We start from the raw sequence: 24,241 nt of genomic DNA on the forward strand, positions 1-24,241 counted from the left end.
GAAGCCGCTGCCAAGTGAAAAGCAGGCATTGATGAAAATCAATGCCTGCTTTTTCTTTTTTTCCACTCCCTCCGGAGAACCGCATAGACGGCCGAATCCCTCCAAGCGCCTTTCACGAAAATATCCTCCCTCAGTGTTCCCTCTTTAACCATTCCGATTTTCTCGAGCACCCGCTGGGAGGCTTTGTTTTCCGGACTGCTCAGTGCTGTGACGCGATGGAGACCACACACGTCAAAACTGTACGCCAGCATCAGACGGCAGGCTTCTGTCGCGTATCCCCGCCCCCAGTAATGATGGTGGATGATAAAGCCGATTTCACCGACGCCATCCCAGTCCTTGATATTCAACTCTATATTTCCGATCACCTGATCGGCGCCTTTCTCCACAACCGCAAATACATACCGCGAGCGGTGTTTCTGCCTGGCATCAATCAGCACCTGACGGACAAAAAATCTGCTTTCTGTTTCTGTATGCGGCCCCCAGGGCTGGTATTTAACGGTATCCGGATCTGAAGCGTAGGGATGGAATTCCTCCCAGTCTTCCGGGAGAACCTCACGGAGATAGAGGCGTCTCCCTTCTGCGGTTATCTGAATCCCATGATCATCCGACGGAGTCAGATCAAACGGTATTCTGCTGTTCGTCATACGTTTGTCCTGAACGCTTCCATCCATGCACGGGGATGTTCATTCACTAAAAATGTCCGCACGCCCTTCATTGTATGAAGGTAAAGAAATCCGGAGCCCTGGGAAAATTCTTTGTAGGACACATCATGGACGTCCTTAAGCTGGAATGTTTCATCCGGGCATACGACTGAATCCTCATATAATTCCAGGCTTTCCTCCCTTTCCTCATAAAGCTGTTGATTATTACGGATCGTCCGTGTTTTAACAATGATGGGATGAGCACAAATCACACCAATCGTCCCTTCTCTATTTTGTCTGTCTCCATTATACACGACCTCCTCTTCTTTTTTAGGATTGAAGTAATTCTGCTTTTCATCCCTCTTGATTTGTATTAGGATGGTTAAGGTGTTTTTGAACAACCTAAGAACAACTGGAGGAACATCAACCATGACAAATCGTAATAAAGGAATTGTATTACTGCTCATATCAGCGTTCGGTTTTTCCATGATGGCTGCCTTAGTCAAGCTGTCCGGTGACGTTCCAACCGTGCAGAAGACACTGTTCCGCAACCTCGTTTCCGCTGTCATCGCTTTTGGATTTGTTCGCTATAATAAAGAGCGCCTGTTCGGAAAGAAGGAAAATCAAAAGCTTCTGCTTTCCAGGTCCGCCCTCGGTACCATCGGGATGGTTCTATACTTTTACGCCATTGATAACCTTGTGTTGTCCGATGCGGATATGCTGAATAAACTGAGCCCGTTTTTATTAATTATCTTCTCTGCCATCTTTTTAAAAGAACGGACGAGACCGTACCAGCTTATCGCCATTGCCGTAGCTTTTGCAGGAACACTCCTTATTATCAAGCCGGCATTTTCACTTGAATTCATTCCATATGCGGCCGGCCTGTTTTCTGCGGTGTTCGCTGCCGGGGCCTACACGCTGCTGCGCGTCCTTGGGGATAAAGAGAAATTCTACACCATCGTGTTCTACTTCTCTTTTTTCACAACGATCACCCTGCTGCCGTTCACGATCGCTTTTTATGAACCGATGACAGCCAGGCAGTGGGCCTACCTGCTGGGTGCCGGTGCATTCGCGACGCTCGGCCAGTTTGGTCTGACGATTGCCTATAAATTCGCTCCTGCCCGTGAAATTTCCATCTTCTTTTACTCCACGGTTGTTTATTCGGCCCTGATCAGCATTCTTCTGTTCGGCCAGATTCCAGACCTTCTGAGTGTTGCTGGTTATTTCACTATATTTGGTGCTTCCCTTTACATGTTTTTGAAAAACAATAAAGAAGCAAAAAAACAGGCGAAGGCCTCATAAACAGGAAAAGGACGGAGCGGCTGCGCTCCGTCCTTTCTGTGCTGTGGATCAGTCCCCGCTGTCTCCTGCATCACCGCTGTCTCCTCCCATGATTCCAGGTGCGTAAAACGAGGCATCCCGTTTTTTCTGATGCGGGCTGGGCTTTTGCTGCTTTCTTAATGGATTTCGTATAAGGTAGACAATAACCATGGTGAAAAAAATAAGGACGCCCCCAAGTCCGAGAATGGTTTCCCACATGTTCTCCACCTCCTTCTTTCTTCTTTACGAATCAGCTTTCCTTAAAGATTCAAAATTTTAACAAATCATAGACACCTTCCGATTCCTTTGATATATTTAAGTGATTCGTAAAAGGAGGGCTCCTGATGATACCTGAAAAACTAAAACAGGGGGATGAAATACGGGTCATCTCTCCAGCCAAAAGCTTGTCCATCGTCGCTCCAGAACAGCAGAAGCTTGCTCTCCAACGCTTCAAAGACATGGGGTTTAAAGTCAGCTTCAGCACATATGCAGCAGAAGCACCGACCCTTTTTTCCAATCCTGTGGATCACAGAATCTCGGATATTCATGAAGCGTTTAAGGACTCTGCTGTTAAAGCTGTGCTTACAACATTGGGAGGATACGACAGCAACCAGCTGCTGAATCGTTTGGATTATGATTTAATCAAAGCCCATCCCAAAATTTTCTGTGGGTATTCGGATATCACAGCACTGGCTAACAGCATCTACCATAAAACAGGACTGGTCACATACAGCGGCCCACACTTTTCTACTTTCGGTATGGAAAAAGGTCTGGACTATACGCTGGAGCATTTCCGGATCATGTTAACAACAAACGCCCCTGTAAACATCGAACCAGCTGCTCAATGGAGTGATGATGCGTGGTACCTTGATCAGGATGACCGTACGTTCCACCCTAACCAGGGCCCTGTCGTCATTCAAGAGGGAAAAGCATCCGGCACGTTGATCGGAGGAAACCTGTGTACGTTCAATCTGCTGCAGGGAACTTCCTTTATGCCGGAGCTTGCCGGTACGGTTCTTTTCTTGGAAGATGATGAGCTTTCCAATCCAGAAACCTTTGATCGCGACCTGCAGTCCCTCATTCACCAGCCTGGATTTGATCAAGTGCAGGGGATTGTGATCGGCCGGTTCCAAACGGCTTCAAATATGGATCTTCATACACTGACTGCTGTCATTGAAAGCAAACCGGAGCTTGCTCACCTCCCTGTCATTGTTCAAGCTGATTTCGGCCACACCAGCCCGATTTTCACCTTTCCCATTGGAGGATATGTAGAAATACACGCTGAAAAAAGCCAGGTCAACATCCGTCTCCACGGATAGAAAAACCGTGTATTAAAGCTGTGGAGTGTTCTCCACAGCCACCAGGAGAGCACCAATCCCTTTCCGCCCCGGGATCTATTGAGCTCACGTGGAGCGCACGGTGGTGATGCCTGCGGGAACAGCACGGGCCGAAGATCCACTTGGGCAGGCGACCTTCCTGACCAAGTCAGCGGAGGGGTGCCCGCAACATTCATCCACCAATAAGCGGAATGTGACCCTTTGCACGACAAATGGACAACTCTCACTGGTTAACTAACAAAAAAACCACCCGTACAAGGGTGGTTTTTTTGTTAGTTAACGAGGTCGTATAAGCGGTACACTTGTCCGTTTGTGATTTCCTGACCCAGTAGATTCATGAGTACCTCAGCCACTTCCTCCGGAGAACGCAGGACATTTTCTTCCTTCATCTTTTTGAATTTATCCACATCCGCAAACGCGGATTCACTGGAAGAACGGATTTCCTGCTGCATATCCGTATCCATGACCCCTGGACTAAAGGCTAGAATCGTATGGCCGCTGCCCTCCTGCTCAAGAGCAAGCGTCTCTGTAAAACGGTTCAATGCAGCCTTGGAACTGCTGTACACACTCCAGCCGTGAATACTCTTTTCAGCAGCTCCGGACGTAATCATCACGATGCCAAGCTTGACACCGGCTTCGGACGCTGCCGGAAGCAGTTCATTCATAAGCAGGATCGGAGCTGTCACATTAATCTGCATGTGCTTCTGCACTGCTTCAGCATCAAGATTTCCTGCTGTTTCAATCGGTTCTACGACACCGGCATTATTGACGACGTACACGTATTCCGTCTGTTCATGAAAAACTTTTTCCTTTACCACATCTGCAACATTCTTCAAATCGGCAAGATCGTTCAAGTCTGCCTTAATGTGCTCAAAACTTCCAGCTTTCTCCTCATTCTGTGCCTCCAGTTTTGCATTTCCTGAACGGGAAATCCCTAAGACGTGGACCCCCTGTTTTATGAATTTTTCTGCCACCGCTTCCCCGAGTCCTCGGGACGTTCCGGTAATGACTGCATATTTCATGTCGTATCCTCCTTCTTCTTTGTATAGGATAGAGGGAACCGATCATCCTCTCCCTCTTCCACAGCCGGCTCTCTTTACATCGAACTTTTCAAGCGATATGATGAACAAAGCAAATGTGTTCGTGCAAAGGAGCCGATCATGAAGTATTTCTTTCTCTTCATTATTTACGTTGCGGGCCTGGTCGTGTCGAGCCTCGGCCTTGCCCTGATTATAAAATCCGGCCTCGGTGTAGGACCGGGGGACAGCATTGCCGTTGGTTTGTCGATGCATTTACCTGTCACTGTCGGCAGCGTGATGATTGCCGCCTTCATCATCCTTCTTCTCGTCAATGCGCGTCTTGAACGGAAACGGCCGCAGTATGAATCGTTAATTCCGATCATCCTGCGGGGCCGTACCCTTGATCTGTTTTTATACGGATCATTGGAAAAACTGGATGTACAGGTATGGTGGGGCCAGTGGGGCATATTCAGCCTCGGCCTCCTCGCCACAGCTGTCGGGATATCGGTATACCTCCGGACCCCGTTCCCGCGTATCCCACTCGATCATTTCATGATGATCATGAACGAGAAAACCAATCAGTCCAAAAGCTCCATCCGGATCTTTTCCGAATCCGGCATGGCGTTGATCGGCTTTTTACTGGGGGCACCAGTAGGCTTTGGCACGTTGATTGTGGCGATTCTGCTCGGCCCGCTCATTCAATGGACCTTCCAGTGGGCCCGCCCCATTGCCAGGCTCTGGTCAGATTCCGAGAAACAAGCCGCTCAAAAAGCGTGATGCTCTCATCACGCTTTTTTGGGCGGTTATTTTTCAAAAGTTAAGTGAGTAACACCTGTTTCTTCAAGTTTCCGTCCGATTTCTTCTTCGATTTCCATCCGTTTCTCCATCTGCTCATCTGTGAGTTTATCTCCAAGCGGACCATAGATGTTCGTCAGTTCTCTCTCTGAAAGCTTTTCCACCAGCTTGTCCCAGAAGCTGAACTCATCATATTCCTCGACATGGGTATCCATCAGTCTGGATTCATAGTCCACATCAAGATCATGGACTCCCAGCTGTTCATGGTGCGTAACCTTGTCTTCCAGACCGCCTTCTTTATATTTTGACAGAACGGCTTCCCGGACGTCCTCAAACTGTTCATCCAGCTCCATTTTTGTCGAGTTGACCATCCATGTTCCAAGAAACACCGCTTCTACAAGCTTTTCATATTGGTCCTGCGTTAAATCCAGCTTTACATTCGGCACGATTTCCGCCCCTTTCCTTGATTTCATCTGCATTATAGCATACGTGAAACCACAGCACACAAAGAAAGCCGGCAGCGTTTCCGGCTGCCGGCTGTTTTTATTTATTCCGCTGCTGCTGTGGAGAATAGGCAGGCCTCTTCCGGAAGTCCTGCATCCTGTTCATAGCACTTTTGGAGTGTCCGTGTAACCGGCCCCGGTTTTCCATCGGCGATGATCAGCTCATCCACTTTTAAAATCGGCATAACTTCAGAAGTACTGCTCGATAAGAAGACTTCATCCGCGTCCTGCAGATCTTCTAATGAAAATGGTTCTTCAATGAACTCGATGTTCTTCTGCTGACAAAAAGCTTCTACACGCATTCTTACACAGCCGTGAAGAATGTTCTTTTTAGCAGGATGGGTATAGACCTTTCCGTCCTTGACCAGGTAGGCATTGGAGGAGCTGCATTCGGTCACTTCCCCATCTTTATGAAGAATGGCTTCATAACTGTCCTTCTCTTTAGCTGCCTGTTTAGCCAGAACATTTCCAAGCAGGTTCAGACTCTTGATGTAGCACCAGTCCCAGCGTACATCATCATGTGTAATGGTGGTTACGCCATTTTTCAACTTCTCCTCAGGTCTTGGGAGATCTTTCACATAAGCGTAAAGGTTCGCCTCAATCTCATCCGGAAAGGCATGATCCCTTGGCGCAGAACCTCTTGTGATCTGCAGGTAAACCTTGGCATCACCAGTGACGTGGTTTTTCTCCAGCAGCTCGTCAAGTTTGGCATACAGGTCCTCTTTCGTATAAGGAACCTGGATCTTTATAGCTGCTGCGGAACGATATAACCGCTCCACATGCTCATGAATTAAGTAATAACGGCCGCCGTAAATACGGATGACTTCATAAATACCATCCCCGAACTGCAGCCCGCGTTCTTCAAACGGATAGCTCAGCTCATCCTGTCCGACAAAATCATCCTGTGTCAAAATATGGTTATAAATCGTCATTCTTTACCTCCTCAGCATTCCATAACAGATTAAGAACTAGTTTAACAGAAAACGCGGACCATTTGTTCTATCTTCTTTAAATCTTTCTGTATCACGAAAAATATCGGCCCACACCCTTGTTACAGAAGGATTTGGACCTTCTAACATCAGGGTATGCGCCGCCATTACTGGATGTTTGGTTCTATTTCAATAACCGCTTCCACCACGGGAAGGTGATGCGGAGTCCGCTCCCCTTCTTCCTTTTTCATTGGATAAAAGGCTACATGGAGGTCTTCCAGCGATTCATCATAATGAAAGTCATCAAACTGCACATAACGGAATGTGGAGAAGGTGCCCTGCACAATGCCCTCGGTTTCTGCGTTATACGTCGTCCCATTGGAATCTACAGCTTTAACGAGGAATTCAATTTCTCCATCTTCCAGAAGCCATTCCTCGTCGTTCTGGTCAATCAGGGCGCCTCCGTCTCTGTACCACATCCCGAAATACAGCCCTGTCGAATCATTACGGCTGTAAAGTTTCGTAACAAGGATGCCGTTTCCCAGATCACTGACTTTGCTCGTTAACGCCTGAGGATGCTGCGTGGGCTCGTCGATCATCGGATACAGGCGGTCTTTCGTAAGACCATTCAATTCCCGGTTGTCAAAGAAAAACACGACCGCAAGCGTAAGGACAGCCAGAAAACCTATGATTGCCAGACGGACGTTACGCATCATGCCACCCCTTCTGCAAACGTTTTATTATCTCCTTATTATAGCAGATGCAGCGCCCTTTTCATGAAGAAAACTGCCCTTTTTCAAGAGCAGTTTTACACTTACACATATTTTTTCTGAACTTTTTTACCACTGTAGCTGAAGATGACATCGCGCCCTTCCACTTTCGTCTCCATATGCACCGGGCGTCCCCACAATTGATACACGTAAGGAAGCGTCTTCTCCAGGTAACTGACGTCCAGCTCCACGTCTTCATAATGGTGCTTCAAGTAGAGCTCTCCGCTTTTCACGTAGTCTCCGTCCTGCACGGTTAAATAGGGAAAGCCCCCGTTGACTCTCATTGTGACAAGCTGATCTCGGACCGCTTCATGATCTTTATCCGTAATCTTATATTTCTGCCCCTGTTTCTGGAACAGGTACAAATCTTCACGGCGGACAAGCTCTTTCGTTAAATAGTTGCGGATAAAGCTTTGATCGGATTCGATCTCCCTGACTTCGTACATCTTCTCGCGTCCCGTCCCTGGAACGACGCCGTGCTTTTTCATCTCTTCTGAAGGATTGTCATAGCGCTCCTCGATATCTTCAAAGATCTTCAAACCTAAGTAATAGGGGTTGAGCTGGGTTTTTGAAGGCTGGACAACACTTGCGTTCAATTTCGCAAACTCGATCGACTCGTCGCTGGTCAGATCCATTTCACGTAAGATTCTCGCATGCCAGTACGAGGCCCATCCTTCATTCATGATCTTCGTTTCGAGCTGGGGCCAGAAATACAGCATTTCCTCCCGCATCATTGTCAGGATATCCCGCTGCCAGTCTTCAAGCTCCCGGCTGTACTGTTCAATAAATAAGAGCAAGTCCTTCTCCGGACGAGGCGGAAACTTCTTTTTCTTTTTAAAACGGGGCTGATCTTCCGATGAGGATTCATCAATATTCCATAAGTCATCATATTCCGTAAGCAGCGCTTTTTCTCCACTGCTTTCCTCATCATCCACCGACCATGCCAGCTTCGGTCTTACGAGAGAGGGATCGATATGTTCCTGGATCGCCAGGACTGCGTCCAGGAAGGACTCCACTTCTTCCTTGCCGTAGAGTTTATCATAGGCAGCAATCCGTTCCGCTGTGGCAGCCATGCTTTCAACCATGTCCCTTTTCGTATTTTGAAAACGGGCATTGTTTTTAAAGAAATCACAGTGGGCAAGAACGTGGGCGACAATCAGCTTATTTTGAATCAGGCTGTTGGAATTCAGTAAAAACGCATAGCAGGGGTTGGAGTTGATGACGAGTTCATAAATTTTGCTGAGCCCGAGGTCATACTGCAGTTTCATTTTGTAGTACTGCTTTCCGAAGCTCCAATGGGAAAACCGCGTCGGCATACCATAGGCACCAAATGTATAAATAATATCATCAGGACAGACTTCATAACGCATCGGGTAAAAGTCGAGCCCGAATCCTTTGGCGATTTCCGTAATTTCGCGGATCGCGTATTCGAGCTTTTTCTGGTCATCTGGTTTCAAAGATGCCCCCTCCTTCAGTTTCGCTTACCTTACTATATGAACAGGAAAGAGCGAACATGAAGGTTACGGGCATGTTATATCCACCCGCTATAGAATTTTAGCCATCATGTATTCATCCAGAAGCTGCCCGTCCACCATCAGTGTCCTCTGCTTTCTTCCTTCTATTATGTATCCATGCTTTTCATAAAACCGGACAGCCCTTGTGTTCCGAACCATCACAGTCAGCTCAAGACGCAAAATTCCATGGTCCCGCGCCCATGCATCCACATATCCGAACAGCTCATCGGCCACTCCGTTTCCCTGCACCCTTTTCTTCACCCCTGTAATGATCTCTGCCGAGTGGCGGTTTCTCGGAGCTGCCCCTCCAAATACCGTGACATGCCCATTCAGCCCCCACTCGTCTTCAGAAAGAAGGAGCAGCGATCCTTGATGTTCTCTGCAATGTTGAATCATTCCTTCCACACGATCGAGTGTCCACGTGCGTTCATCCCTGCCATAAAGCAGGAAGTCTGTCTCTTCCTCAAGTTCTGCCATCAACCTTTTGTAACGTCCGGCATCATCTCTTTCCGCAGTTTGAATCACAGGCTTCCCTCCAGAATAGGTTTTTCTACAGCTTAACAGAAAACACCGGCAGACAGCCTTTATACATAAAAAACCAGCTCCCCCAAAAAGGAAGCTGGTATACCCATTAGGAACGTTCATCGGGGAATATGCGGTCGACCATTTCTCCGAATTCACGGAAAAACCCTTGCACAGGTTCGCCATTTTCAACATCATCCACATAGTTGTTCGTCAAATCGACGAAATCAGGGTTTGTGGAAATATACACGTTGTTAATATCCTGATCGGAGCCTTTTACCGCTTCTTTGATCTGCTTTTCCATTTTATCGGAGACCTCATTTTTATCTCCTTTTGGATTATCCAATTCAGCGGCGACGTAGGCGTTATCACGTGTTTTTAATACATACGCGCGATCCACCCCGTCCACATTTTTGATAATGCGGTTGGCGGCATCTTTAGCCACATGGTAGTTCGTGTTGTGGACCATGCCTCGGTCATTGTCATATTGATTCGCTTTCTGGCCTTCCTGATACATGTTGTCGGCCTCGCGTTCAAAACTTGTATTTTCAACCCCATTGTAGTTACCGTCATTGCCGGCTTCCTGCTCCGCCTGACAGGCGACAAGAGAACCCGCTGCTAATAACCCAAGGGCAAGTGTCTTGATTTTCATTGGTATTCCTCCTTTCCGATTGCTTTTAGTATGTGTGTCCAAAACACAAATATGCGGTTGTAAAATCAACCATAAGAAAACCCAGATCCTTTTTGGACCTGGGTTTTCTTTCAAACGAAAGGAAGACTCCACCATATATGTATAAAGATAAGGTATACGAAAAGAATAGCATTAACAAACATTAAAAACGCTGGTACAAGTTTGAAGATTTCCTCCGTTTTCTTATAGCTCATCCTGAGGATGATAAAACCACCCACAAGCATTAGGTACAGGCTGATGAACCACACCCAGACATAGGAAGTATCACCGTCCCATCCCACTTCATATCCGATTCCATAAACCAGCCAGGGCGCCAGGAAAGCAAGAATGGCCAGAATCATAAAACGCCGGCTGCTTTTTATGTAATACAGCGAAATGGCGGCTCCTGCGAGGGATGCACATCCAATCACTTCACTAATCGTAATCATGACTCTCTGGACACTGTCGGCTTCAGCTGTGACAAAGCTCAGGAATAAGAATAGGCTGAAGGCGGCAAGAAGTCCCGTATGCGCATAAAGCTGCTGTTTCTCCGACATCCGAACGTCTCCCTCCGTAGATATAGCAAAAACTTTCCATTCCATCATAACAAAATTTCCATGGATCTGCGGAAGAAAAACGCATTTTTATGTCGAGTCTGGAAGAACTGTGACGATCTTTCAGTGTGGGGATGACCGCGGGTGGAGATACTAAAAACACTTCTTTCAAAAGGAAGTGTCAGCGATGAATACGTACGATTATGATAAAGCTCTCCACTATATGATATGGGGACAGTGGGATGATCTGCTTGTCCTTATGGTCCGGACCAATGATGAATTTTTGTCCAAAAAAATTGAAACTTTTCTGCATGCCTGTTACTACCCGAGCATGCACAAAGACCGCCTCCATTCACACGAAGCCCTGCTCAGCTATATCGATCATGCTCAAACGACAACAATCGAAAGTTTTTCTTTATAAAAAAACCGCAGAATCCACTTCTGCGGTTTTCTCATTCCACGTCTGTACCTACGCTCCCGATCCGCTGGACGGCCATCGGTGATGTGTCATCCAACACTGTTGTGAACGCACGTGCCCACTCCTTTGTCCATTCCACATCATCCAGAACATGCACCATACCTGTTTGAACCTGACAGGGACCAGCTTCTTCCATAACAGCATGGACAAATGCTTCGACCGCCGCCAACCCTGAAGAGTTAAGGACAGACTTCTGCCGGACAGGGTGTTGAAAAACCGTAATGATTTTTCCTGCCCCCTGCTTCTTCATAGCTGGAAACACCGCCTTTACAGGAAGGAAAATCCCCTGTACATTCCGCTCATAGGTACGCTGCCACTCTTCGACCGTGACGCTTTCCAACGAACCGGAGTCCTCAAAACGGGCATGGGTAACAAGGACATCCACCCTCCCAAAGGCATTCCTGGCAGCCTGGACAACATGTTCCATATCATTTTCTTCTGTGACGTCCGCCTGAAACGCAAGAACACGTCCAGCTCCCTTCTGCTCCAATACTTCCTTAAATAGAAAAATATCCTCCGAATAACCGGTTACAGCAAGGGAGGCACCTTCGAAGGCCAGCTGAAGCGCCGCCTCTTTTCCCATGCCTTCTGCCGCTTCGGTTATGACGGCTGCGGTATTTCTTCTCATAATCCATTCCCCCTTTTAAGTACCTTCATGATTCCCATTTCTTGTTCTTTCCATATTTTCATCATATCAAACCATCCCCAATGCCCGCGTCTTTTTTACAGAAGATTCACAAAGGCTTTCTGATTTGAAATATATGAATTGAAACAGTTCATAATTCGATGTATGATGTACGGGAAGAGGTGTGGCCGATGAATGGATTTGAAAAGCGGAAGGAAAGAAAAAAGCGCAGCATCCTTGATGCTTCCCTCTCCTTATTCGCTGAATATGGAGTACAGAAGGTCAGCATTCAGGAAATCGCAGCAAAAGCCCAGGTCTCCCAGGTGACCATCTACAATTATTTCGGTGGTAAAGATGAACTCGTCTTTGAAACGATCAAAAAGTTCTTCTACGAGCGGTTCGAACAGTTCCGTCTTATTGTACGGGACCCTGACCGGAGCTTTAAGGATAAAATCAACCATGTCATATTGGAAAAGAAAGAAAATATTCTGCATCTGGACCCAGGCTTTCTACAAACCGTTCTCACAGATCATCCTGGAATTCAGGAGTTTGTTCAATCGTTTACCCAGAATGAAACCATCCCGCTCTTAATGGAACTCATTGAACAGGGAAAAAAAGAAGGAGACGTACATCCCGATGTCTCTTTCCGATCGATTTTGTTCTTTATCAACGCTTTTTATCAGGCTCTGCAGTCGGCGGATCACTTGTTTGATGAATCGATTACATCCTTTACAGAGGAAATCACCCATATGTTCTTTTATGGGCTGGCCGGTGATCAGAGTCAACGCTTGAATCAATAAAACGATGAAAAAAGCTGTCGAATATTTTCCGACAGCTTTTTTTCGTCTTCCTCCTGAAGCCGTAAAAGAAATGGTACGAGGATCATGGCGCGAAAAAGCTATGCTGTATCGCAGGCATGCAGGCAGCCCTTTGTTTCCCAAGGGTCCGGATGTCATGTCCGCGCTCTTTTAACGCCATTTTTTCACATACCATTGAATCAAATCATTGACCCGGCTGCCGAACAACTTCTCCCTCCAATAAAGGTCTGATGTCTGGGATACGACATTATTGCGCGCGGGATACGGGTGAATGATGTTGGAAATCGATTGGAACTTTTTATTCAGCGCCTGTACGGTTCCTACTTCCTGCATCCATTCACCTGCCCCTTCGCCGACCGCATGGGCCCCGACAATGCGTCCTCTGTTGGTCGTCAGGATTTTCACTACGCCTGTCGTGTTCCGTTCCGCCATAAACCTGTCGTTATTTTCCAGTTTCGTCTTGAACGTCAACAGGTTACCGCCGTATTTTTCTTTTGCTTCCTTTTCTGTTAAACCAAGATGATAAATTTCCGGTGCCGTGTACACCGCCCATGGAATCTTCTCATAGGAAGCTTTCCGGGAAAGACCCAGCACAGCGTTGGACACGGCGATTTTGCCTTCCATTCCGGCGACGTGTGTGAACGGCATCGACCCGTTACAATCGCCGACGGCGTAAATGTGATTCTGGGACGTTCTTAAGGAAGCGCTGACGGTAACCGCTCCTTTTTCTGTCTCCACTCCCGCATGTTCCAGCCCGAGACTACCGGTATTCGCCTTTCTTCCTGTCGCAACAAGAAGCTGTTCAGCCTCAAGTATGTTTTCCACACCGTCTTTTGTATAGACGACTTTGACTCCGGTCTGCGTCTTTTCAATACGGTCCGCTTTTGCATTCGTCAAGATGCTCATTTCCCGGGCTGCTGTCTGCTGGGCGATCCCTGCAATTTCCTCATCCTCATTAGCGAGGATCGTATCGTTCCCTTCCACTACGGTCACGTCTACACCAAGACGGCTCATGGCCTGGGAGAGTTCAATACCGATAATCCCGCCGCCGATGACCACCATCGATGCCGGCCGCTGGCGCAGAGAAAAAATGGTTTCATTCGTTAAGTAATCGACCTCATCCACTCCTTGGATCGGCGGGATGAAGGGGGAGGAACCTGTCGCAATCACAATCCGCTTAGCCGTGATCGTCTTGTCGCCTACGCGGAGTGTATGCGGATCTTGAAAGACAGCTTCTGCTTCATACAAATCGATGCCCATATCGATAAAACGGTCTTTGGAATCATGGTTCTGCACATCCTCCACCGCTTCAGCCACACGCTCCATCGCTCGACTGAAAAGCTGATCGTAGTCTTCATTAGAGAAGGATTGATAGTGAGAGCTGGTGTGGACCTCCTTCGCAGCTTGTATGAGGGCTTTGGACGGCATGCACCCGTAGTGAAGGCAGTCGCCTCCAAGGTTTGGTTTTCTTTCAATAAGAGCCGTTTCTGCCCCGAAGCTTGCCGCTCCTGCGGCGACGGTAAGGCCTCCTGACCCGCCCCCGATCACCGCAATCTGATAGTCATAACCCATCGTCTATTTCCTCCTCATGCTTTCGTAATGTTCTGAGATGCTGTTCATCCGCTTCCTGTTGACCCCCATGTCCGAATACCCTGTACGGGAGGCAGAACGGAAGTGGATCACCTGTTCATCCTGATCAAAATAAAATTCCACATCATCTTTGAATTTCATCCATTTCGACTGGACGATGCTGTGGATATAATTTTCTGTTTCCGTTTCAATCGTCGTTCTCTCCATCTGATGGAGCACTTCCTTCATGACCTGCTTAGAGGTTTCCAAGTCTTTGGAAAATGGAAGGGGGTCCATTTTTTTATCCTGCTGGCCGGCCTGTGTGGACACACAATTGGGGGATGACGGACATTCTGCCAGACGGCCGTCTTTTACACCCAGATACGGTTTACTCATCATTATTCCTCCTTTTACTCACACTACCTCTATATTCACTCAAAATACAATAAAAAAACACTCCCCATAAATCAGGAGTGTTTTCAGTCACATGGAATACTTTCTTATCAACAAGCCATGCCTTTTATGGAAAGGTCTCTGGGACAGGATCATCCCCGTGAACACCGGTAGCGGGACTGCGGGAAGACTGGTCTTCATGACGAAGGTCGAATTCTGCTTGTCCGGGAAGAAGCTCCGGCTCTTTTTCCAGATCGTCCCCAGGAGACTGCCGCTCCATCGAGTTCTGCGGTTCTACTTTTGGATGGACAGGTGCTGAGTCAGAAAAATCGTCAGAAGTTTCACTGGTATCCTTTTCCCCTTGAGATGCCGGTTTCTGATAAAAGGATTGTATGATTTCTTTGTCCGTATCATCAATGGTTTCCGGGATATTCTCTGTGTCTTCGTTCAGATTCTCCTCATCCGTGAGCCGCTCCGCCATCCATTTATTCACAGAAAGATCGTCGTCCTTGGCCTTTCTGCGCCATTCGTCCGGAATAAGGTAGGCCGCGACAGTCATCTGTTTAGAGTTGTCGTTCAGCGTACCTTCCATTTCTTCTAAGTATTGGTGATCAAAATCTGATTCCAGATAGCTGATGCCGATGAGCACCTGGTTCCCCTCACTCACAAAACCGTGATCACGGCTCGCTTGAATCAAATCCATCGTTACATCCGAAGCATCTTCCTTCTTCCAATCTGAAAGAAGGGTGACAATTTCCTCCGCTTCCGCGTTATTCGGCTCGATGTCGAGCACCTGCATTCGATCATTCAACTTAAGTTCAACACTAGGGTTGATGTCTATATTCATATAGGCAAAGGCCTGGTTGCTGCCATGCCAGGAGTATGCGGGAATTAAAACCATTAGAAAAAGCACAGCCGCCACGACGGCTTTTGTATAACGATACTGCAGCATCTGTGACCACTGCCGGGCCGCTTTACTTGAGGGGATGGATTGAAACTGCACTTCTGTCCCCACTTCTGCTTGAGCAATCGTAACAGCTCGATAAAAGCGGCCTTCATTCGTCATGACAATCATATACTCTTTCTTACGCTCCATGACAATGCCTGTTTTCACATGCCCACTCCTTTCAAATAGTCCTTAAGATATATATAATCCCCCTTGAAAATGAGAACGAGAGCAATGATGAACTTCCGATTTCTCTCCAATGTCTTTTTACTGACATCCACACGGTCGACTAAATCCTTAATAGGAAGGCGGCCCTTTTCAAGTACCTGTGCGCGCAGATCATCATCATCATAAACGAGCCGGGCCACTTGAACCGCTGATTCTCTTGCATCCCGATGCTTGGGAGAGACTTCAATCAATTCTTCAAAAGAAAGCTTATACCGCTCCAGCTCCTGCTGGAATTCAAGGATTTCCTCCCTGCGGTGCCAGGCTTCCGTTTCCAATTGATGCCGCTCTCTGGCTGCGGAAATTTCCAATGGATTCTCCATCTGCTCCTCCTCATGGAAGTCCTCATCCAGAGAGGTGACAGGTGGACGCTTCTGCTCATTACGAATGTAGTCGATCACTTTCCGTTTGATTACAAGACGGGCGAAGGATAGAAAGGAACTTCCTTTGTTCGAAGAATAGGATTGAATCGCTTCATTGAAAGCGAGCAGCCCAATACTGAATTCATCATCTCTGGCAGGGTCTATATATCTTTTACACACTTCAGAAACACTTTTGGCGATAAAAGGTTGATACTGCTTGAGCATTTCGTTTCTTGCTTCGTCATCTCCCTCTTTTGCTGACGCTACTTGTTCGTCCAGGGAGGCGTCATTTTTGTGAAAAAGACGTTTGATCAACCTTTACCACCTCCAGCCTACTAATGTTTTCGTATAAATCCGTTTATTTCTGGGTGTTGATCTATAAATTATTTCATTTATGTTACAGATTTGTATCAACCAATATGCCTGAAGTATGTGTTTGAATGAGTTTGGGCATAGGTATTGCATGTAAGCATGACCATTTTACTCAAAGAAAGGGGGACTGGTCTACCACATGAGGTTTACATTTTATTAAATAATCATTTCAAAATTCAGGCCATTCGTCCCCTTTTCCATCCACCTTTCGCCAATGGGACCGTATTCTACACCAAATGACAAAACTATCATCCAGTTTTGCGCACCGGAAAAGGACTTTCGAACTAAAAAAAGAAGCTCCAATCATGGAGCTTCTCCTGACTGTTCATAATAATAATCAATCGGTACAGCAAGCCCGACACGTCCTTCGTCCTCGTCATTCATTGTAGCATAAACGACGGCGATGACATCCCCTTCTTCGTTGATGACTGGACTACCGGAATTCCCACGGTAAATGGGAGCATCCAACATAAGAACCTCCTGCTCCATACCGGAAACGTCCGTATAACCGAGCACATTACCTTGATTAGCGATCCCGGAGAAACGAAGGGGATTCCCAATGAAATAGACATGCTCATCCCTCTGAAACTGGGTGGAGGCGGCAAGGTCCAAGTGGGGAAAACCTTCCTCCCCATCCACCTGCAGGACGGCGAGGTCCACCTCAGGGTAAACGGCTTGAACCTCCGCACTAAATAATCCCTGTTCAGGAAAAGCTACTGCGATCCGTTTCTCCCCTTCGATGACATGATGATTCGTCAAAATCGTCCCGTCTTCAGATACGGCAAAACCGGTGCCCTTGCTCTGCCCTGCTTCTACAACGACGACGGCCTCTTTATATGTTTGAATGGTTTCGTCATTAGATAACTGAGCTGAGGTCATCAGGAAATCCACCGCCGGAATGGAAAAGGTATTAGGCAGAGCAGCCGTAACGTTGACAACCATAACGCCGGCAATCAGCCAGAAAATCCATCTCGGAAAAGGACGCTTTTCTTTACGTTTTTCTCTTTCTTCACGATCCCGTTCCAGCGCTTTCCGCTTTTCTTCCTGCACGAGATCATACAGCTCTTCTTCATCTATTTCTTCATACAAATCCTCATCAATGATGTCTCTTTTTTCATCTTGATCACTCATCGGATTTGCCTCCAACTTTTATGAATTAGAGAACCCCCATGATCTTACTCATGTGTTCTCCGCTTCATCATTGTATCACGGTTAGGGACGAAAAGCCGACCAGCAGAAAGGCGGTGGACATTTCCCGGGAAATACGACATTATTTTTGATAGATCAGTTATCATGCTGTGAACCATAAAAAAACATACGCTCCGGACGTATGTTTTTCCTCGGTAACCTGCGGGGGGCTCACTCAAAACCCGCTCGGCAATTATATGATTTTCTGACCTTCCAGAATGACGATGGCCAGGACAAGGATGATAATGCTGACAAAAACAATGGAAAGCGGACGGGAAACATTGGCTCTCTGGACCTCCTGCCATCGGACAGGGCGAATACCGCTGATGGAAAAGATCATAACCGCCGCAAGTATGATTGACATGATGTTGACTGTGACAAGCAGGAAGGCGCCGTAAGCTGACACAAACGCCCCGTCACCGATGGACATACCAAGGGCAACAGAAGGCGGCAGCAATGCAACCGCTACCATAACCCCGACAAGGTTTCCAGACAACCGGTTGAGAAAAGCAAGAGCACCGGCGGCCCCGGAAGCTACGCCGAGCGGGATGTCGATCAAAGTCACCTTTGTCCGGTCCAGATACTGACTGTTTTCCATTCCAGCATCCGTCACATAACCAAAAAGAATCGAAATGGCTAATACGATGAGTACACTATATAAGGAAGACAGAGCAGACTTGCCGAGCAGCTTATAGTCTCCAAGGATGGCCGAGAAGGCAATGGAGATGACAGGGCCGATCATCGGCGCAATCACCATGGCGCCGATAACGACCGCTTCACTGTCTTTGATGATCCCGACTGTTGCCACGATCGCTGAAAGTACGATTAATAAAGAATAGTTCCAGGAAATCCTGCTGTTTTTTTCTGCTGCATTCATTAGTTCATGGCGGCTCGCTCTCAGCAGTTTCGCTTTTTCTGCTTCCTGCTTCTCTCCTTCTTTCTCCACCGACTCGTTGATGGTTTCCTTGGATAAGTATGTCTGGACAGGGATCAGCATCGTTTCAAATCCTTCAACGACATTTGAGACTCCCTCTAAATAGTTGAGGATTTCCTCGACATCACTTGTATCGGCGAGCATCCGGACGAGCATGCGCTCTTCGGACTCGCTGGAAATCCAATAGGACCGGTGGTCGTATTGTTGAAGCTTTTCATTGATTGATTCAAAGTGCTTATCCGGGATATAAACTTCTATCAGCTGCACATTCAACAGACCATCCTCCCTGCCGGCACATTTTTTATTAATGTCCCACAAAGAGAGAAGCGCATACACCTCTGGTCCATTAAACCTGAAATCACCAGCCACGAAGGCTGGTGATTCCTTTATGCATCATAATCAAATTCATCCGGATGCTTGCCGATACGGTCCCCACTGTGCAGTTCGTCGATACGCAGCATTTCATCGCTCTTCAAGTCAAAGTCGAAAACGTCAAAGTTTTCTTTCTGACGATCCGGATTGGACGACTTCGGAATAACGACCACATCATGCTGCAGGTGCCATCTTAAAATAACCTGTGCCGGGGTTTTTTGATAGTTTTCAGCAAGCTGCTTTAAAATAGCGGCATCAAAATAGCGGCCCCGGGCAAGCGGCGCCCATGCTTCCAGCTGGATTCCTTTTTGATAACAGTAATCAGCAAGCGCTTCCTGGTAGAGGGCCGGGTGAAATTCCACCTGATTGACCATAGGGGCCACTTCTGCATCCTTCAGCAATTCATCGAGGTGATGCTCCATAAAATTGCACACCCCAATGGCTCTTACACGTCCCTCACGGTAAAGTTTCTCCAACGCTTTCCACGTGTCTTTGAATTTCCCAGGAACCGGCCAGTGAATAAGGTACAAGTCCAGTGTCTCTACTCCCAGTTTATCAAGGCTTCTATCAAAGGCTTCCAGCGTTTCTTCATATCCCTGTTCGTCATTCCACACCTTTGTAGTGATGAACAATTCATCCCTGGGCACCCCGCAGGCTTTGATCCCTTCCCCAACACCTGCTTCGTTCCCATAGAATGAAGCGGTGTCAATGTGGCGGTAACCAAGATCGACAGCGGATTGAACCGCTTGTTTAACTTCGTCTCCATCTTCCATTTTGTATACGCCAAGACCTACACGTGGAACTTTCACACCATTACTTAGAACGGCTTCAGAACGGATTCCCATCTAAAAAAACTCCTTTCATTTATAAAAGCGCGGCCTGAAAAATGAAGCATCCTGCAGACACCATCAGCTTTATGACTGGATGTACCCTGTATTGCCGGAAATCTAAACTTCTATGAAACGGTCCGGTTGAATGAGGTGAAGCAGAAAATCCTCTTTTTCTTCTCCAATCATCAGCAGCCTGTGAAGGGGACGGGTCATGGCTACGTACAGCATTTTCAAATCAAGCTCCGACTCCTTGAAAGGATTGCGGTCGTTATATAAAAGGACCACATCGAATTCAAGACCTTTAGCCATGTAGGCAGGTAAAACCATTCGTTCAGACAAGTTTTCCTCCCCCTCTCTCAAAAGCTGAAAAGCCATGCCATAGACTTCCAGTTTTCTCTGGACCTCCTCAGCTTCCTTCATCGTTTTTGTAATGATGGCAAAGCTGGACATCCCTTCTTCCACGAGACCGAGGCAGTAGGCATGGACTTTTTCCTCCCATCCATTTCTGAGAGGAAGAAACTGCGGAAGAGACCCGTGACGGACGACAGGCTCAGCCCGCGGCAGGGAAACCGGAAGATGAGTAAGAAGGTCGTTGGCAAGATCCATAATTTCAATGGTTGTCCGATAGGTTTTCTGCAAGGTTAAATAAGAAGCAGAAGGAAAGATGTCCTCGACCAGGGACTCCCAATTGTCTAGTCCCCTGTATTGATAAATGCCCTGGGCCAGATCTCCGACAATGGTAAACAGGTCCGTTTGACAAGCCCTGCGCAGGGCATAGATTTCAAAATAGCTGTAATCCTGTGCCTCATCGATCACCACTTTTTTAGCGCGGTCATCCGGAGGGGTGCCTTTTAGAAATGTATAGAGATAAAGCAGAGCCGCGAGATCCTCCGAATAGATATATCCCTTTGCAAATGCCGAACGGGAACAACGGCGGACAGCTCTCCATTCTTCAGTATCCTCAGGGTGGACCCCCAAAAATACGTTCTCCTCAAACAGCCTTTCATATGTCCTCTCTATAGGAAAAGCCGGGTACTGCTTCATAAAGGAAGCGACAGCCGTCCGCGCGGCCTTTTTGATCTCCGCGAGACGCTCCTCTTTTCTTGTAATCAAGTAGCTGACACGGATTTTCCGTTTATCCGGATCCTTCATTCCGTACAAAGCCTTATCCAGTGCTTCATCGTATTTGGCAGCCACCTTCTCCAAAATCTGCTTTTTCTTACGCCGCAGTTCACTTTGGAGCACTCCTTTAATTTTTTTCACCCGTACCTCATAAGGAAAATAGCTGTATTCCTCAAAAAACAGACGGTTGATGGCTCGAGCTTTTTTTATCCGGAACTCCGACAGCATAAAATCCTGATTGATTTTGTACTGCTTTTTCAATGATTGGATGTAGGTGTCCATGATGATTTGGAATTCTTTCGATCCCTTCAACCGGGCGGCTGTGACCCCGTCCCACCCGATGGTACCTTCAACAGCCTGTGTGAGCACTTCATGCTGGGTAATGACCGGACGTTTGATCCCGGCCGTATGAACGGCATAATCCTGGAAAGTGGACTGCCTGGCGCGCTGCACCCCCAGTTCAGGAAGTACTTCTGTGATATACTGAATGAATAGACGGTTGGGAGCGAGAATCAGCATTTCGTCAGGTTTGAATATTTCTTTCATCGTATAAAGGAAGTAGGATATGCGGTGCAGAGCAATCGTCGTCTTTCCACTTCCCGCTGCCCCCTGGACGATGATCGGCTTTCGAAGATCCGCCCGGATAACACGGTTCTGCTCTTCCTGAATCGTCGAAACAATTTCGGATAAGCGCCCGCCGGCGTTTTGGGAAAGGGAGTCCTGCAGGAGATCGTCATTAGCCGTTACATCAATATCACGGTAGTCCATCAACTCTCCTTCTTCAATCTGGTACTGCCGCTTTAAAGAAACTTCTCCCTCATACCGCTCGCCCAATGCCTCATAGCTGACCTTTCCAAGCCGTCCTTCATAGTAGACGTTGGCCAGCGGACTCCGCCAGTCGAGGATAATAGGGAGCTGCGTTTCCCTGTCGAACAAGGAGACCTTCCCTATGTAAAACTGTTCTGTTTCGGGATTTTCTTTCCTATGAAAATCAATACGGGCAAAGTAAGGCTTCCGCCGCAGACTCTTCAAATTATCCAGCTGATCGCTGGACATCTTCATGAAATTGGCGTGGGAAAGCATTTCCTGATACCTCAGGCTGCTGTCCTGGAAGTCAAGGTTTTCCAGCGTATCCCCCTGCCGCTGCTTTAAAGAGGCACGACCGCTTTCCTGAACAGCAATCATCCGCTCCATATAAGCCTTCGTAAATTCCAGACGATCTTTTTCATACTGACATTCATTCAAACTGTATCTCCTCCCTTCCATCTGAATAGCTGCGAACAACAAATCTAAAAACAGAGAAAACCAACATATCACACCTTTTTTGGAAGCGCAACCAAATCTAATGTGAAGCTTCCAGCAGCATGAAAAAAGCTTGTAGAGAAAGTTCTCTACAAGCTCTGGATGCAGGCATCCTGTCGGTTATCTCTGCTTTTCGGGTGCGAGCTTAGGAAGCGGCCGCTCAAAAATCATATAAGACAGCAGCCGGAGGAAAAGGGGATACAAAGCAATGATTCCGATGATATCCCCGATGCCGCCCAGAAGATCGGTACCCAGGAGACCCACAGCCAGAATCAGCATGACAAGGATATTGACCGATCCCGTCAAACCATTCACCGGCTTCCAGACGCCCGCAACGGTCCGGGTGTCCTGTTCAAGTTTCTCAAAACATCGATAATGATAGGGACGCAGGCGGAACCAGCTGGATGCCGTCACCAGCTCATCCCGGTCCTTGATTTCTTTATAACAGTAGCGGCACATATTGGATTTCACGGTATCTACTCCTGAAGATAATTTTTCATCAGCAAACATTCGTTGCCTTTATCATTATACCTCAGACAGTCCATAACTCGAAGGATGAGCATAATGCCCCTGCCGTTTTCATCCAGATCCTCCACTTTCGGAAACCAATGCCTCACATCGCTCGACAATTGATAAGGCCGCCAGTCAAAACCTTCGCCCTGGTCGTAAACCCGGACGACGAGACGGTGCTTTAGAAAGTTCACCTTCAGCAGGATCGGGTAATCTCTGTTCTGCCCATGTCCGTGCTCCCAGGCATTCCATACCGCCTCAGAAATACTGGCGTCGACGAGCAGTTGATCACTCCCGAAGTACTTGGCTAAATAGGGATGGTATTTTTTCCGGATCGTCTTTATTTCTCTTGGGTGTCTGATCTGCGCTTCAAGAGACGTCTTCATGATTCAACCTCTCCTCTGCTGAATGAGTAAAGAATGACTAATGCGGTGATTGGTCTACAATTACCTATTCCCTTTTATGTCGTCCTATAAAAGGTTTAAGTGGTTTTTTCATAAAAATGGAAGAAAAAACTTCTTTACTCGTTCATTTCAAGAATCACTTTTCAAACGTCTGAATGAGTCGTATAACCCTTTCTTTCGTCTGTTCACTCTTATAATCCTGCATACTTTCCAATATTTGTTGTTTATTCTGCATCAACATCTGAAGATCCGTCGTAAAACGGTCGCCGGTCATTTCTTCTTCCTCCAGCTTCATCGCATAGCCCTGCTTGACAAAGGAATCGGCATTCAGGATTTGATCACCCCGGCTGGCTTTTCGCGACAACGGAATAAGAAGCATCGGTTTTTTCAAGGCTAGAAATTCAAAGATGGCGTTGGACCCGGCCCTGGAAACGATAAAGTCCGTGGCCGCAAATAAATCCTTCAACTCGTCCTGGACATATTCAAACTGGGCATATCCCGGTCTTTTCAAGGAGTCATCCTTGTTTCCACGTCCACAAATATGAATGATCTGTACGTTCTGCAGCAGCTGATCGAGGTTGGAGCGGACCGCATCATTGATGACCTTGGAGCCCATGCTTCCTCCCATGACCATCACGACAGGCTTCTGTTTATGAAAGCTGCACATGGAAAGACCTTTGGATCGACTGCCCTGGAAAAGCTCTTCCCTGACAACGGCTCCAATAAATTCACCTTTATCTTCCGGAAGGTGCGTCATCGTTTCCGGGAATGTAGCCAGAATCTTTTTCGCAAACGGGAAAGAAAGCTTGTTCGCAAGACCCGGCGTGTAGTCGGATTCATGGATGAGCGTGGGAACGCCCTTTAATCTTGCAGCCATCACGACCGGAACCGAAACAAACCCGCCTTTTGAAAAGACAACGCCTGGTTTTCTCTTACGGATGATAGACAGTGCCTGCATCAGACCCTTGGCTACTTTAAAGGGATCCTTGAAATTCTCCTTCGACATATATCTCCGGAGCTTTCCTGTGGAGATGCCGTGGTAGGTCACCCCTTCCAGCGGTTCAATCAACTGCTTTTCAATTCCTTCATAGGAACCGATATAATCAACGGTATATCCCTGCTTTTGAAATTCCGGGATAAGAGCGAGGTTCACAATGACGTGACCTGCCGTTCCTCCGCCTGTAAATAAAATGCGCTTATCGTTCATGATTGGATTA

The 24,241-nt window shown here is 47.3% G+C and carries 28 protein-coding genes; 5 read left to right on the plus strand and 23 right to left on the minus strand.

Annotated features, from left to right (window positions below; translation table 11 throughout):
- Positions 1–38: 38 nt before the first annotated feature.
- Both ACXADP_RS15665 and ACXADP_RS15670 read right to left on the minus strand, forming a co-directional pair.
- Entirely contained in the window at positions 39–644 is a 606-nt protein-coding gene (locus ACXADP_RS15665; RefSeq protein ID WP_474971889.1) for a GNAT family N-acetyltransferase, read from the minus strand.
- Positions 641–955 (minus strand): hypothetical protein, encoded by a 315-nt coding sequence (locus ACXADP_RS15670; protein ID WP_474971890.1) that lies wholly within the window; start codon positions 953–955, stop codon positions 641–643. The genes ACXADP_RS15665 and ACXADP_RS15670 overlap by 4 nt, the downstream gene beginning before the upstream one ends.
- A gap of 115 nt (positions 956–1,070) precedes the next feature.
- Between ACXADP_RS15670 and ACXADP_RS15675 the strand changes: the two genes are divergently transcribed.
- On the plus strand, positions 1,071–1,943 hold the full coding sequence (locus ACXADP_RS15675; RefSeq protein WP_474967754.1) for a DMT family transporter: 873 nt from the start codon (positions 1,071–1,073) through the stop codon (positions 1,941–1,943).
- Positions 1,944–1,991: 48 nt separating this feature from the next.
- Here the strand turns inward: ACXADP_RS15675 and ACXADP_RS15680 are convergent, their stop codons facing one another.
- Positions 1,992–2,180: a hypothetical protein gene (locus ACXADP_RS15680; protein ID WP_474971891.1), complete on the minus strand. Its 189-nt coding sequence runs from the start codon at positions 2,178–2,180 to the stop codon at positions 1,992–1,994.
- 125 nt (positions 2,181–2,305) lie between these two features.
- On the opposite strand from ACXADP_RS15680, the gene ACXADP_RS15685 reads away from it, so the two are divergent.
- The gene (locus ACXADP_RS15685; protein WP_474971892.1) at positions 2,306–3,280 is read left to right on the plus strand and encodes a S66 family peptidase; all 975 of its coding nucleotides are present in this window, start codon (positions 2,306–2,308) and stop codon (positions 3,278–3,280) included.
- Between the two features lie 290 nt (positions 3,281–3,570).
- Here the strand turns inward: ACXADP_RS15685 and ACXADP_RS15690 are convergent, their stop codons facing one another.
- Complete coding sequence (locus tag ACXADP_RS15690; RefSeq protein WP_474971893.1) at positions 3,571–4,320, minus strand: (S)-benzoin forming benzil reductase; 750 nt, start codon at positions 4,318–4,320, stop codon at positions 3,571–3,573.
- 138 nt (positions 4,321–4,458) lie between these two features.
- Between ACXADP_RS15690 and ACXADP_RS15695 the strand changes: the two genes are divergently transcribed.
- Positions 4,459–5,094 carry a YczE/YyaS/YitT family protein gene (locus ACXADP_RS15695; protein WP_474967750.1) on the plus strand — a complete coding sequence of 212 codons (636 nt, stop codon included), beginning with the start codon at positions 4,459–4,461 and terminating at the stop codon, positions 5,092–5,094.
- 26 nt (positions 5,095–5,120) lie between these two features.
- On the opposite strand, the gene ACXADP_RS15700 is transcribed toward ACXADP_RS15695, so the two are convergent.
- The 7 genes from ACXADP_RS15700 to ACXADP_RS15730 form a co-directional block, all read right to left on the minus strand.
- Positions 5,121–5,558 (minus strand): hypothetical protein, encoded by a 438-nt coding sequence (locus ACXADP_RS15700; protein WP_474971894.1) that lies wholly within the window; start codon positions 5,556–5,558, stop codon positions 5,121–5,123.
- 101 nt (positions 5,559–5,659) lie between these two features.
- Positions 5,660–6,547: a D-amino-acid transaminase gene (dat, locus tag ACXADP_RS15705; RefSeq protein WP_474971895.1), complete on the minus strand. Its 888-nt coding sequence runs from the start codon at positions 6,545–6,547 to the stop codon at positions 5,660–5,662.
- 164 nt (positions 6,548–6,711) lie between these two features.
- Positions 6,712–7,260, minus strand: a complete 549-nt coding sequence (locus ACXADP_RS15710) for a hypothetical protein (protein ID WP_474967747.1) — start codon at positions 7,258–7,260, stop codon at positions 6,712–6,714.
- A 98-nt stretch (positions 7,261–7,358) separates the two neighbouring features.
- Positions 7,359–8,771 carry a SpoVR family protein gene (locus ACXADP_RS15715; RefSeq protein ID WP_027956593.1) on the minus strand — a complete coding sequence of 471 codons (1,413 nt, stop codon included), beginning with the start codon at positions 8,769–8,771 and terminating at the stop codon, positions 7,359–7,361.
- Positions 8,772–8,858: 87 nt separating this feature from the next.
- Positions 8,859–9,353 carry an N-acetyltransferase family protein gene (locus tag ACXADP_RS15720; protein ID WP_474967746.1) on the minus strand — a complete coding sequence of 165 codons (495 nt, stop codon included), beginning with the start codon at positions 9,351–9,353 and terminating at the stop codon, positions 8,859–8,861.
- A gap of 106 nt (positions 9,354–9,459) precedes the next feature.
- Complete coding sequence (locus tag ACXADP_RS15725; protein WP_474967745.1) at positions 9,460–10,002, minus strand: YhcN/YlaJ family sporulation lipoprotein; 543 nt, start codon at positions 10,000–10,002, stop codon at positions 9,460–9,462.
- 110 nt (positions 10,003–10,112) lie between these two features.
- Positions 10,113–10,577, minus strand: coding sequence for a hypothetical protein (locus ACXADP_RS15730; protein ID WP_474971896.1), 465 nt, complete (start codon positions 10,575–10,577; stop codon positions 10,113–10,115).
- A 184-nt stretch (positions 10,578–10,761) separates the two neighbouring features.
- Between ACXADP_RS15730 and ACXADP_RS15735 the strand changes: the two genes are divergently transcribed.
- Complete coding sequence (locus ACXADP_RS15735) at positions 10,762–10,995, plus strand: YhdB family protein (protein ID WP_474967743.1); 234 nt, start codon at positions 10,762–10,764, stop codon at positions 10,993–10,995.
- A 31-nt stretch (positions 10,996–11,026) separates the two neighbouring features.
- Here the strand turns inward: ACXADP_RS15735 and ACXADP_RS15740 are convergent, their stop codons facing one another.
- The gene (locus ACXADP_RS15740; protein ID WP_474971897.1) at positions 11,027–11,680 is read right to left on the minus strand and encodes an SDR family NAD(P)-dependent oxidoreductase; all 654 of its coding nucleotides are present in this window, start codon (positions 11,678–11,680) and stop codon (positions 11,027–11,029) included.
- A gap of 188 nt (positions 11,681–11,868) precedes the next feature.
- Between ACXADP_RS15740 and ACXADP_RS15745 the strand changes: the two genes are divergently transcribed.
- On the plus strand, positions 11,869–12,477 hold the full coding sequence (locus tag ACXADP_RS15745) for a TetR/AcrR family transcriptional regulator (RefSeq protein ID WP_474971898.1): 609 nt from the start codon (positions 11,869–11,871) through the stop codon (positions 12,475–12,477).
- 168 nt (positions 12,478–12,645) lie between these two features.
- Here ACXADP_RS15745 and ACXADP_RS15750 read toward each other — a convergent pair whose 3' ends face one another.
- The 11 genes from ACXADP_RS15750 to ACXADP_RS15800 form a co-directional block, all read right to left on the minus strand.
- Positions 12,646–14,067, minus strand: a complete 1,422-nt coding sequence (locus ACXADP_RS15750; protein WP_474971899.1) for a dihydrolipoyl dehydrogenase family protein — start codon at positions 14,065–14,067, stop codon at positions 12,646–12,648.
- 3 nt (positions 14,068–14,070) lie between these two features.
- On the minus strand, positions 14,071–14,460 hold the full coding sequence (locus ACXADP_RS15755; protein ID WP_474967739.1) for a DUF1499 domain-containing protein: 390 nt from the start codon (positions 14,458–14,460) through the stop codon (positions 14,071–14,073).
- A gap of 124 nt (positions 14,461–14,584) precedes the next feature.
- Positions 14,585–15,571, minus strand: coding sequence for an anti-sigma factor domain-containing protein (locus ACXADP_RS15760; protein WP_474967738.1), 987 nt, complete (start codon positions 15,569–15,571; stop codon positions 14,585–14,587).
- Positions 15,568–16,305, minus strand: coding sequence for an RNA polymerase sigma factor SigI (gene sigI / locus ACXADP_RS15765; RefSeq protein WP_474967737.1), 738 nt, complete (start codon positions 16,303–16,305; stop codon positions 15,568–15,570). Before sigI ends, ACXADP_RS15760 begins: the two co-directional genes overlap by 4 nt.
- Before the next feature lie 360 nt (positions 16,306–16,665).
- The gene (locus ACXADP_RS15770; RefSeq protein ID WP_474967736.1) at positions 16,666–17,493 is read right to left on the minus strand and encodes a S1C family serine protease; all 828 of its coding nucleotides are present in this window, start codon (positions 17,491–17,493) and stop codon (positions 16,666–16,668) included.
- 250 nt (positions 17,494–17,743) lie between these two features.
- Positions 17,744–18,751, minus strand: a complete 1,008-nt coding sequence (locus ACXADP_RS15775) for a TIGR00341 family protein (protein WP_474972320.1) — start codon at positions 18,749–18,751, stop codon at positions 17,744–17,746.
- 119 nt (positions 18,752–18,870) lie between these two features.
- The gene (locus tag ACXADP_RS15780; protein WP_474967735.1) at positions 18,871–19,701 is read right to left on the minus strand and encodes an aldo/keto reductase; all 831 of its coding nucleotides are present in this window, start codon (positions 19,699–19,701) and stop codon (positions 18,871–18,873) included.
- Positions 19,702–19,803: 102 nt separating this feature from the next.
- A complete protein-coding gene (gene helD, locus ACXADP_RS15785) occupies positions 19,804–22,053 on the minus strand; it encodes an RNA polymerase recycling motor HelD (RefSeq protein ID WP_474971900.1) in 2,250 nt (749 codons plus the stop codon).
- Positions 22,054–22,230: 177 nt separating this feature from the next.
- Positions 22,231–22,581 carry a hypothetical protein gene (locus tag ACXADP_RS15790; RefSeq protein ID WP_474967733.1) on the minus strand — a complete coding sequence of 117 codons (351 nt, stop codon included), beginning with the start codon at positions 22,579–22,581 and terminating at the stop codon, positions 22,231–22,233.
- A 5-nt stretch (positions 22,582–22,586) separates the two neighbouring features.
- Positions 22,587–23,006: an ATP-binding protein gene (locus ACXADP_RS15795; RefSeq protein WP_474967732.1), complete on the minus strand. Its 420-nt coding sequence runs from the start codon at positions 23,004–23,006 to the stop codon at positions 22,587–22,589.
- A gap of 154 nt (positions 23,007–23,160) precedes the next feature.
- Entirely contained in the window at positions 23,161–24,231 is a 1,071-nt protein-coding gene (locus ACXADP_RS15800) for an undecaprenyldiphospho-muramoylpentapeptide beta-N-acetylglucosaminyltransferase (RefSeq protein ID WP_474967731.1), read from the minus strand.
- Between the last annotated feature and the right edge of the window lie 10 nt (positions 24,232–24,241).

The sequence above is a fragment of the Halobacillus sp. AWH4_228 genome (assembly GCF_056158365.1).

What these genes read in the sequence shown, in the direction of transcription:
- ACXADP_RS15665 (WP_474971889.1), bottom strand. Translation starts at nt 644, where the DNA reads ATGACGAACAGCAGAATACCGTTTGATCTGACTCCGTCGGATGATCAT.
- ACXADP_RS15675 (WP_474967754.1), top strand. Translation starts at nt 1,071, where the DNA reads ATGACAAATCGTAATAAAGGAATTGTATTACTGCTCATATCAGCGTTC.
- ACXADP_RS15680 (WP_474971891.1), bottom strand. Translation starts at nt 2,180, where the DNA reads ATGTGGGAAACCATTCTCGGACTTGGGGGCGTCCTTATTTTTTTCACC.
- ACXADP_RS15685 (WP_474971892.1), top strand. Translation starts at nt 2,306, where the DNA reads ATGATACCTGAAAAACTAAAACAGGGGGATGAAATACGGGTCATCTCT.
- ACXADP_RS15690 (WP_474971893.1), bottom strand. Translation starts at nt 4,320, where the DNA reads ATGAAATATGCAGTCATTACCGGAACGTCCCGAGGACTCGGGGAAGCG.
- ACXADP_RS15695 (WP_474967750.1), top strand. Translation starts at nt 4,459, where the DNA reads ATGAAGTATTTCTTTCTCTTCATTATTTACGTTGCGGGCCTGGTCGTG.
- dat (WP_474971895.1), bottom strand. Translation starts at nt 6,547, where the DNA reads ATGACGATTTATAACCATATTTTGACACAGGATGATTTTGTCGGACAG.
- ACXADP_RS15710 (WP_474967747.1), bottom strand. Translation starts at nt 7,260, where the DNA reads ATGATGCGTAACGTCCGTCTGGCAATCATAGGTTTTCTGGCTGTCCTT.
- ACXADP_RS15725 (WP_474967745.1), bottom strand. Translation starts at nt 10,002, where the DNA reads ATGAAAATCAAGACACTTGCCCTTGGGTTATTAGCAGCGGGTTCTCTT.
- ACXADP_RS15730 (WP_474971896.1), bottom strand. Translation starts at nt 10,577, where the DNA reads ATGTCGGAGAAACAGCAGCTTTATGCGCATACGGGACTTCTTGCCGCC.
- ACXADP_RS15735 (WP_474967743.1), top strand. Translation starts at nt 10,762, where the DNA reads ATGAATACGTACGATTATGATAAAGCTCTCCACTATATGATATGGGGA.
- ACXADP_RS15740 (WP_474971897.1), bottom strand. Translation starts at nt 11,680, where the DNA reads ATGAGAAGAAATACCGCAGCCGTCATAACCGAAGCGGCAGAAGGCATG.
- ACXADP_RS15745 (WP_474971898.1), top strand. Translation starts at nt 11,869, where the DNA reads ATGAATGGATTTGAAAAGCGGAAGGAAAGAAAAAAGCGCAGCATCCTT.
- ACXADP_RS15750 (WP_474971899.1), bottom strand. Translation starts at nt 14,067, where the DNA reads ATGGGTTATGACTATCAGATTGCGGTGATCGGGGGCGGGTCAGGAGGC.
- ACXADP_RS15755 (WP_474967739.1), bottom strand. Translation starts at nt 14,460, where the DNA reads ATGAGTAAACCGTATCTGGGTGTAAAAGACGGCCGTCTGGCAGAATGT.
- ACXADP_RS15770 (WP_474967736.1), bottom strand. Translation starts at nt 17,493, where the DNA reads ATGAGTGATCAAGATGAAAAAAGAGACATCATTGATGAGGATTTGTAT.
- ACXADP_RS15780 (WP_474967735.1), bottom strand. Translation starts at nt 19,701, where the DNA reads ATGGGAATCCGTTCTGAAGCCGTTCTAAGTAATGGTGTGAAAGTTCCA.
- ACXADP_RS15795 (WP_474967732.1), bottom strand. Translation starts at nt 23,006, where the DNA reads ATGAAGACGTCTCTTGAAGCGCAGATCAGACACCCAAGAGAAATAAAG.
- ACXADP_RS15800 (WP_474967731.1), bottom strand. Translation starts at nt 24,231, where the DNA reads ATGAACGATAAGCGCATTTTATTTACAGGCGGAGGAACGGCAGGTCAC.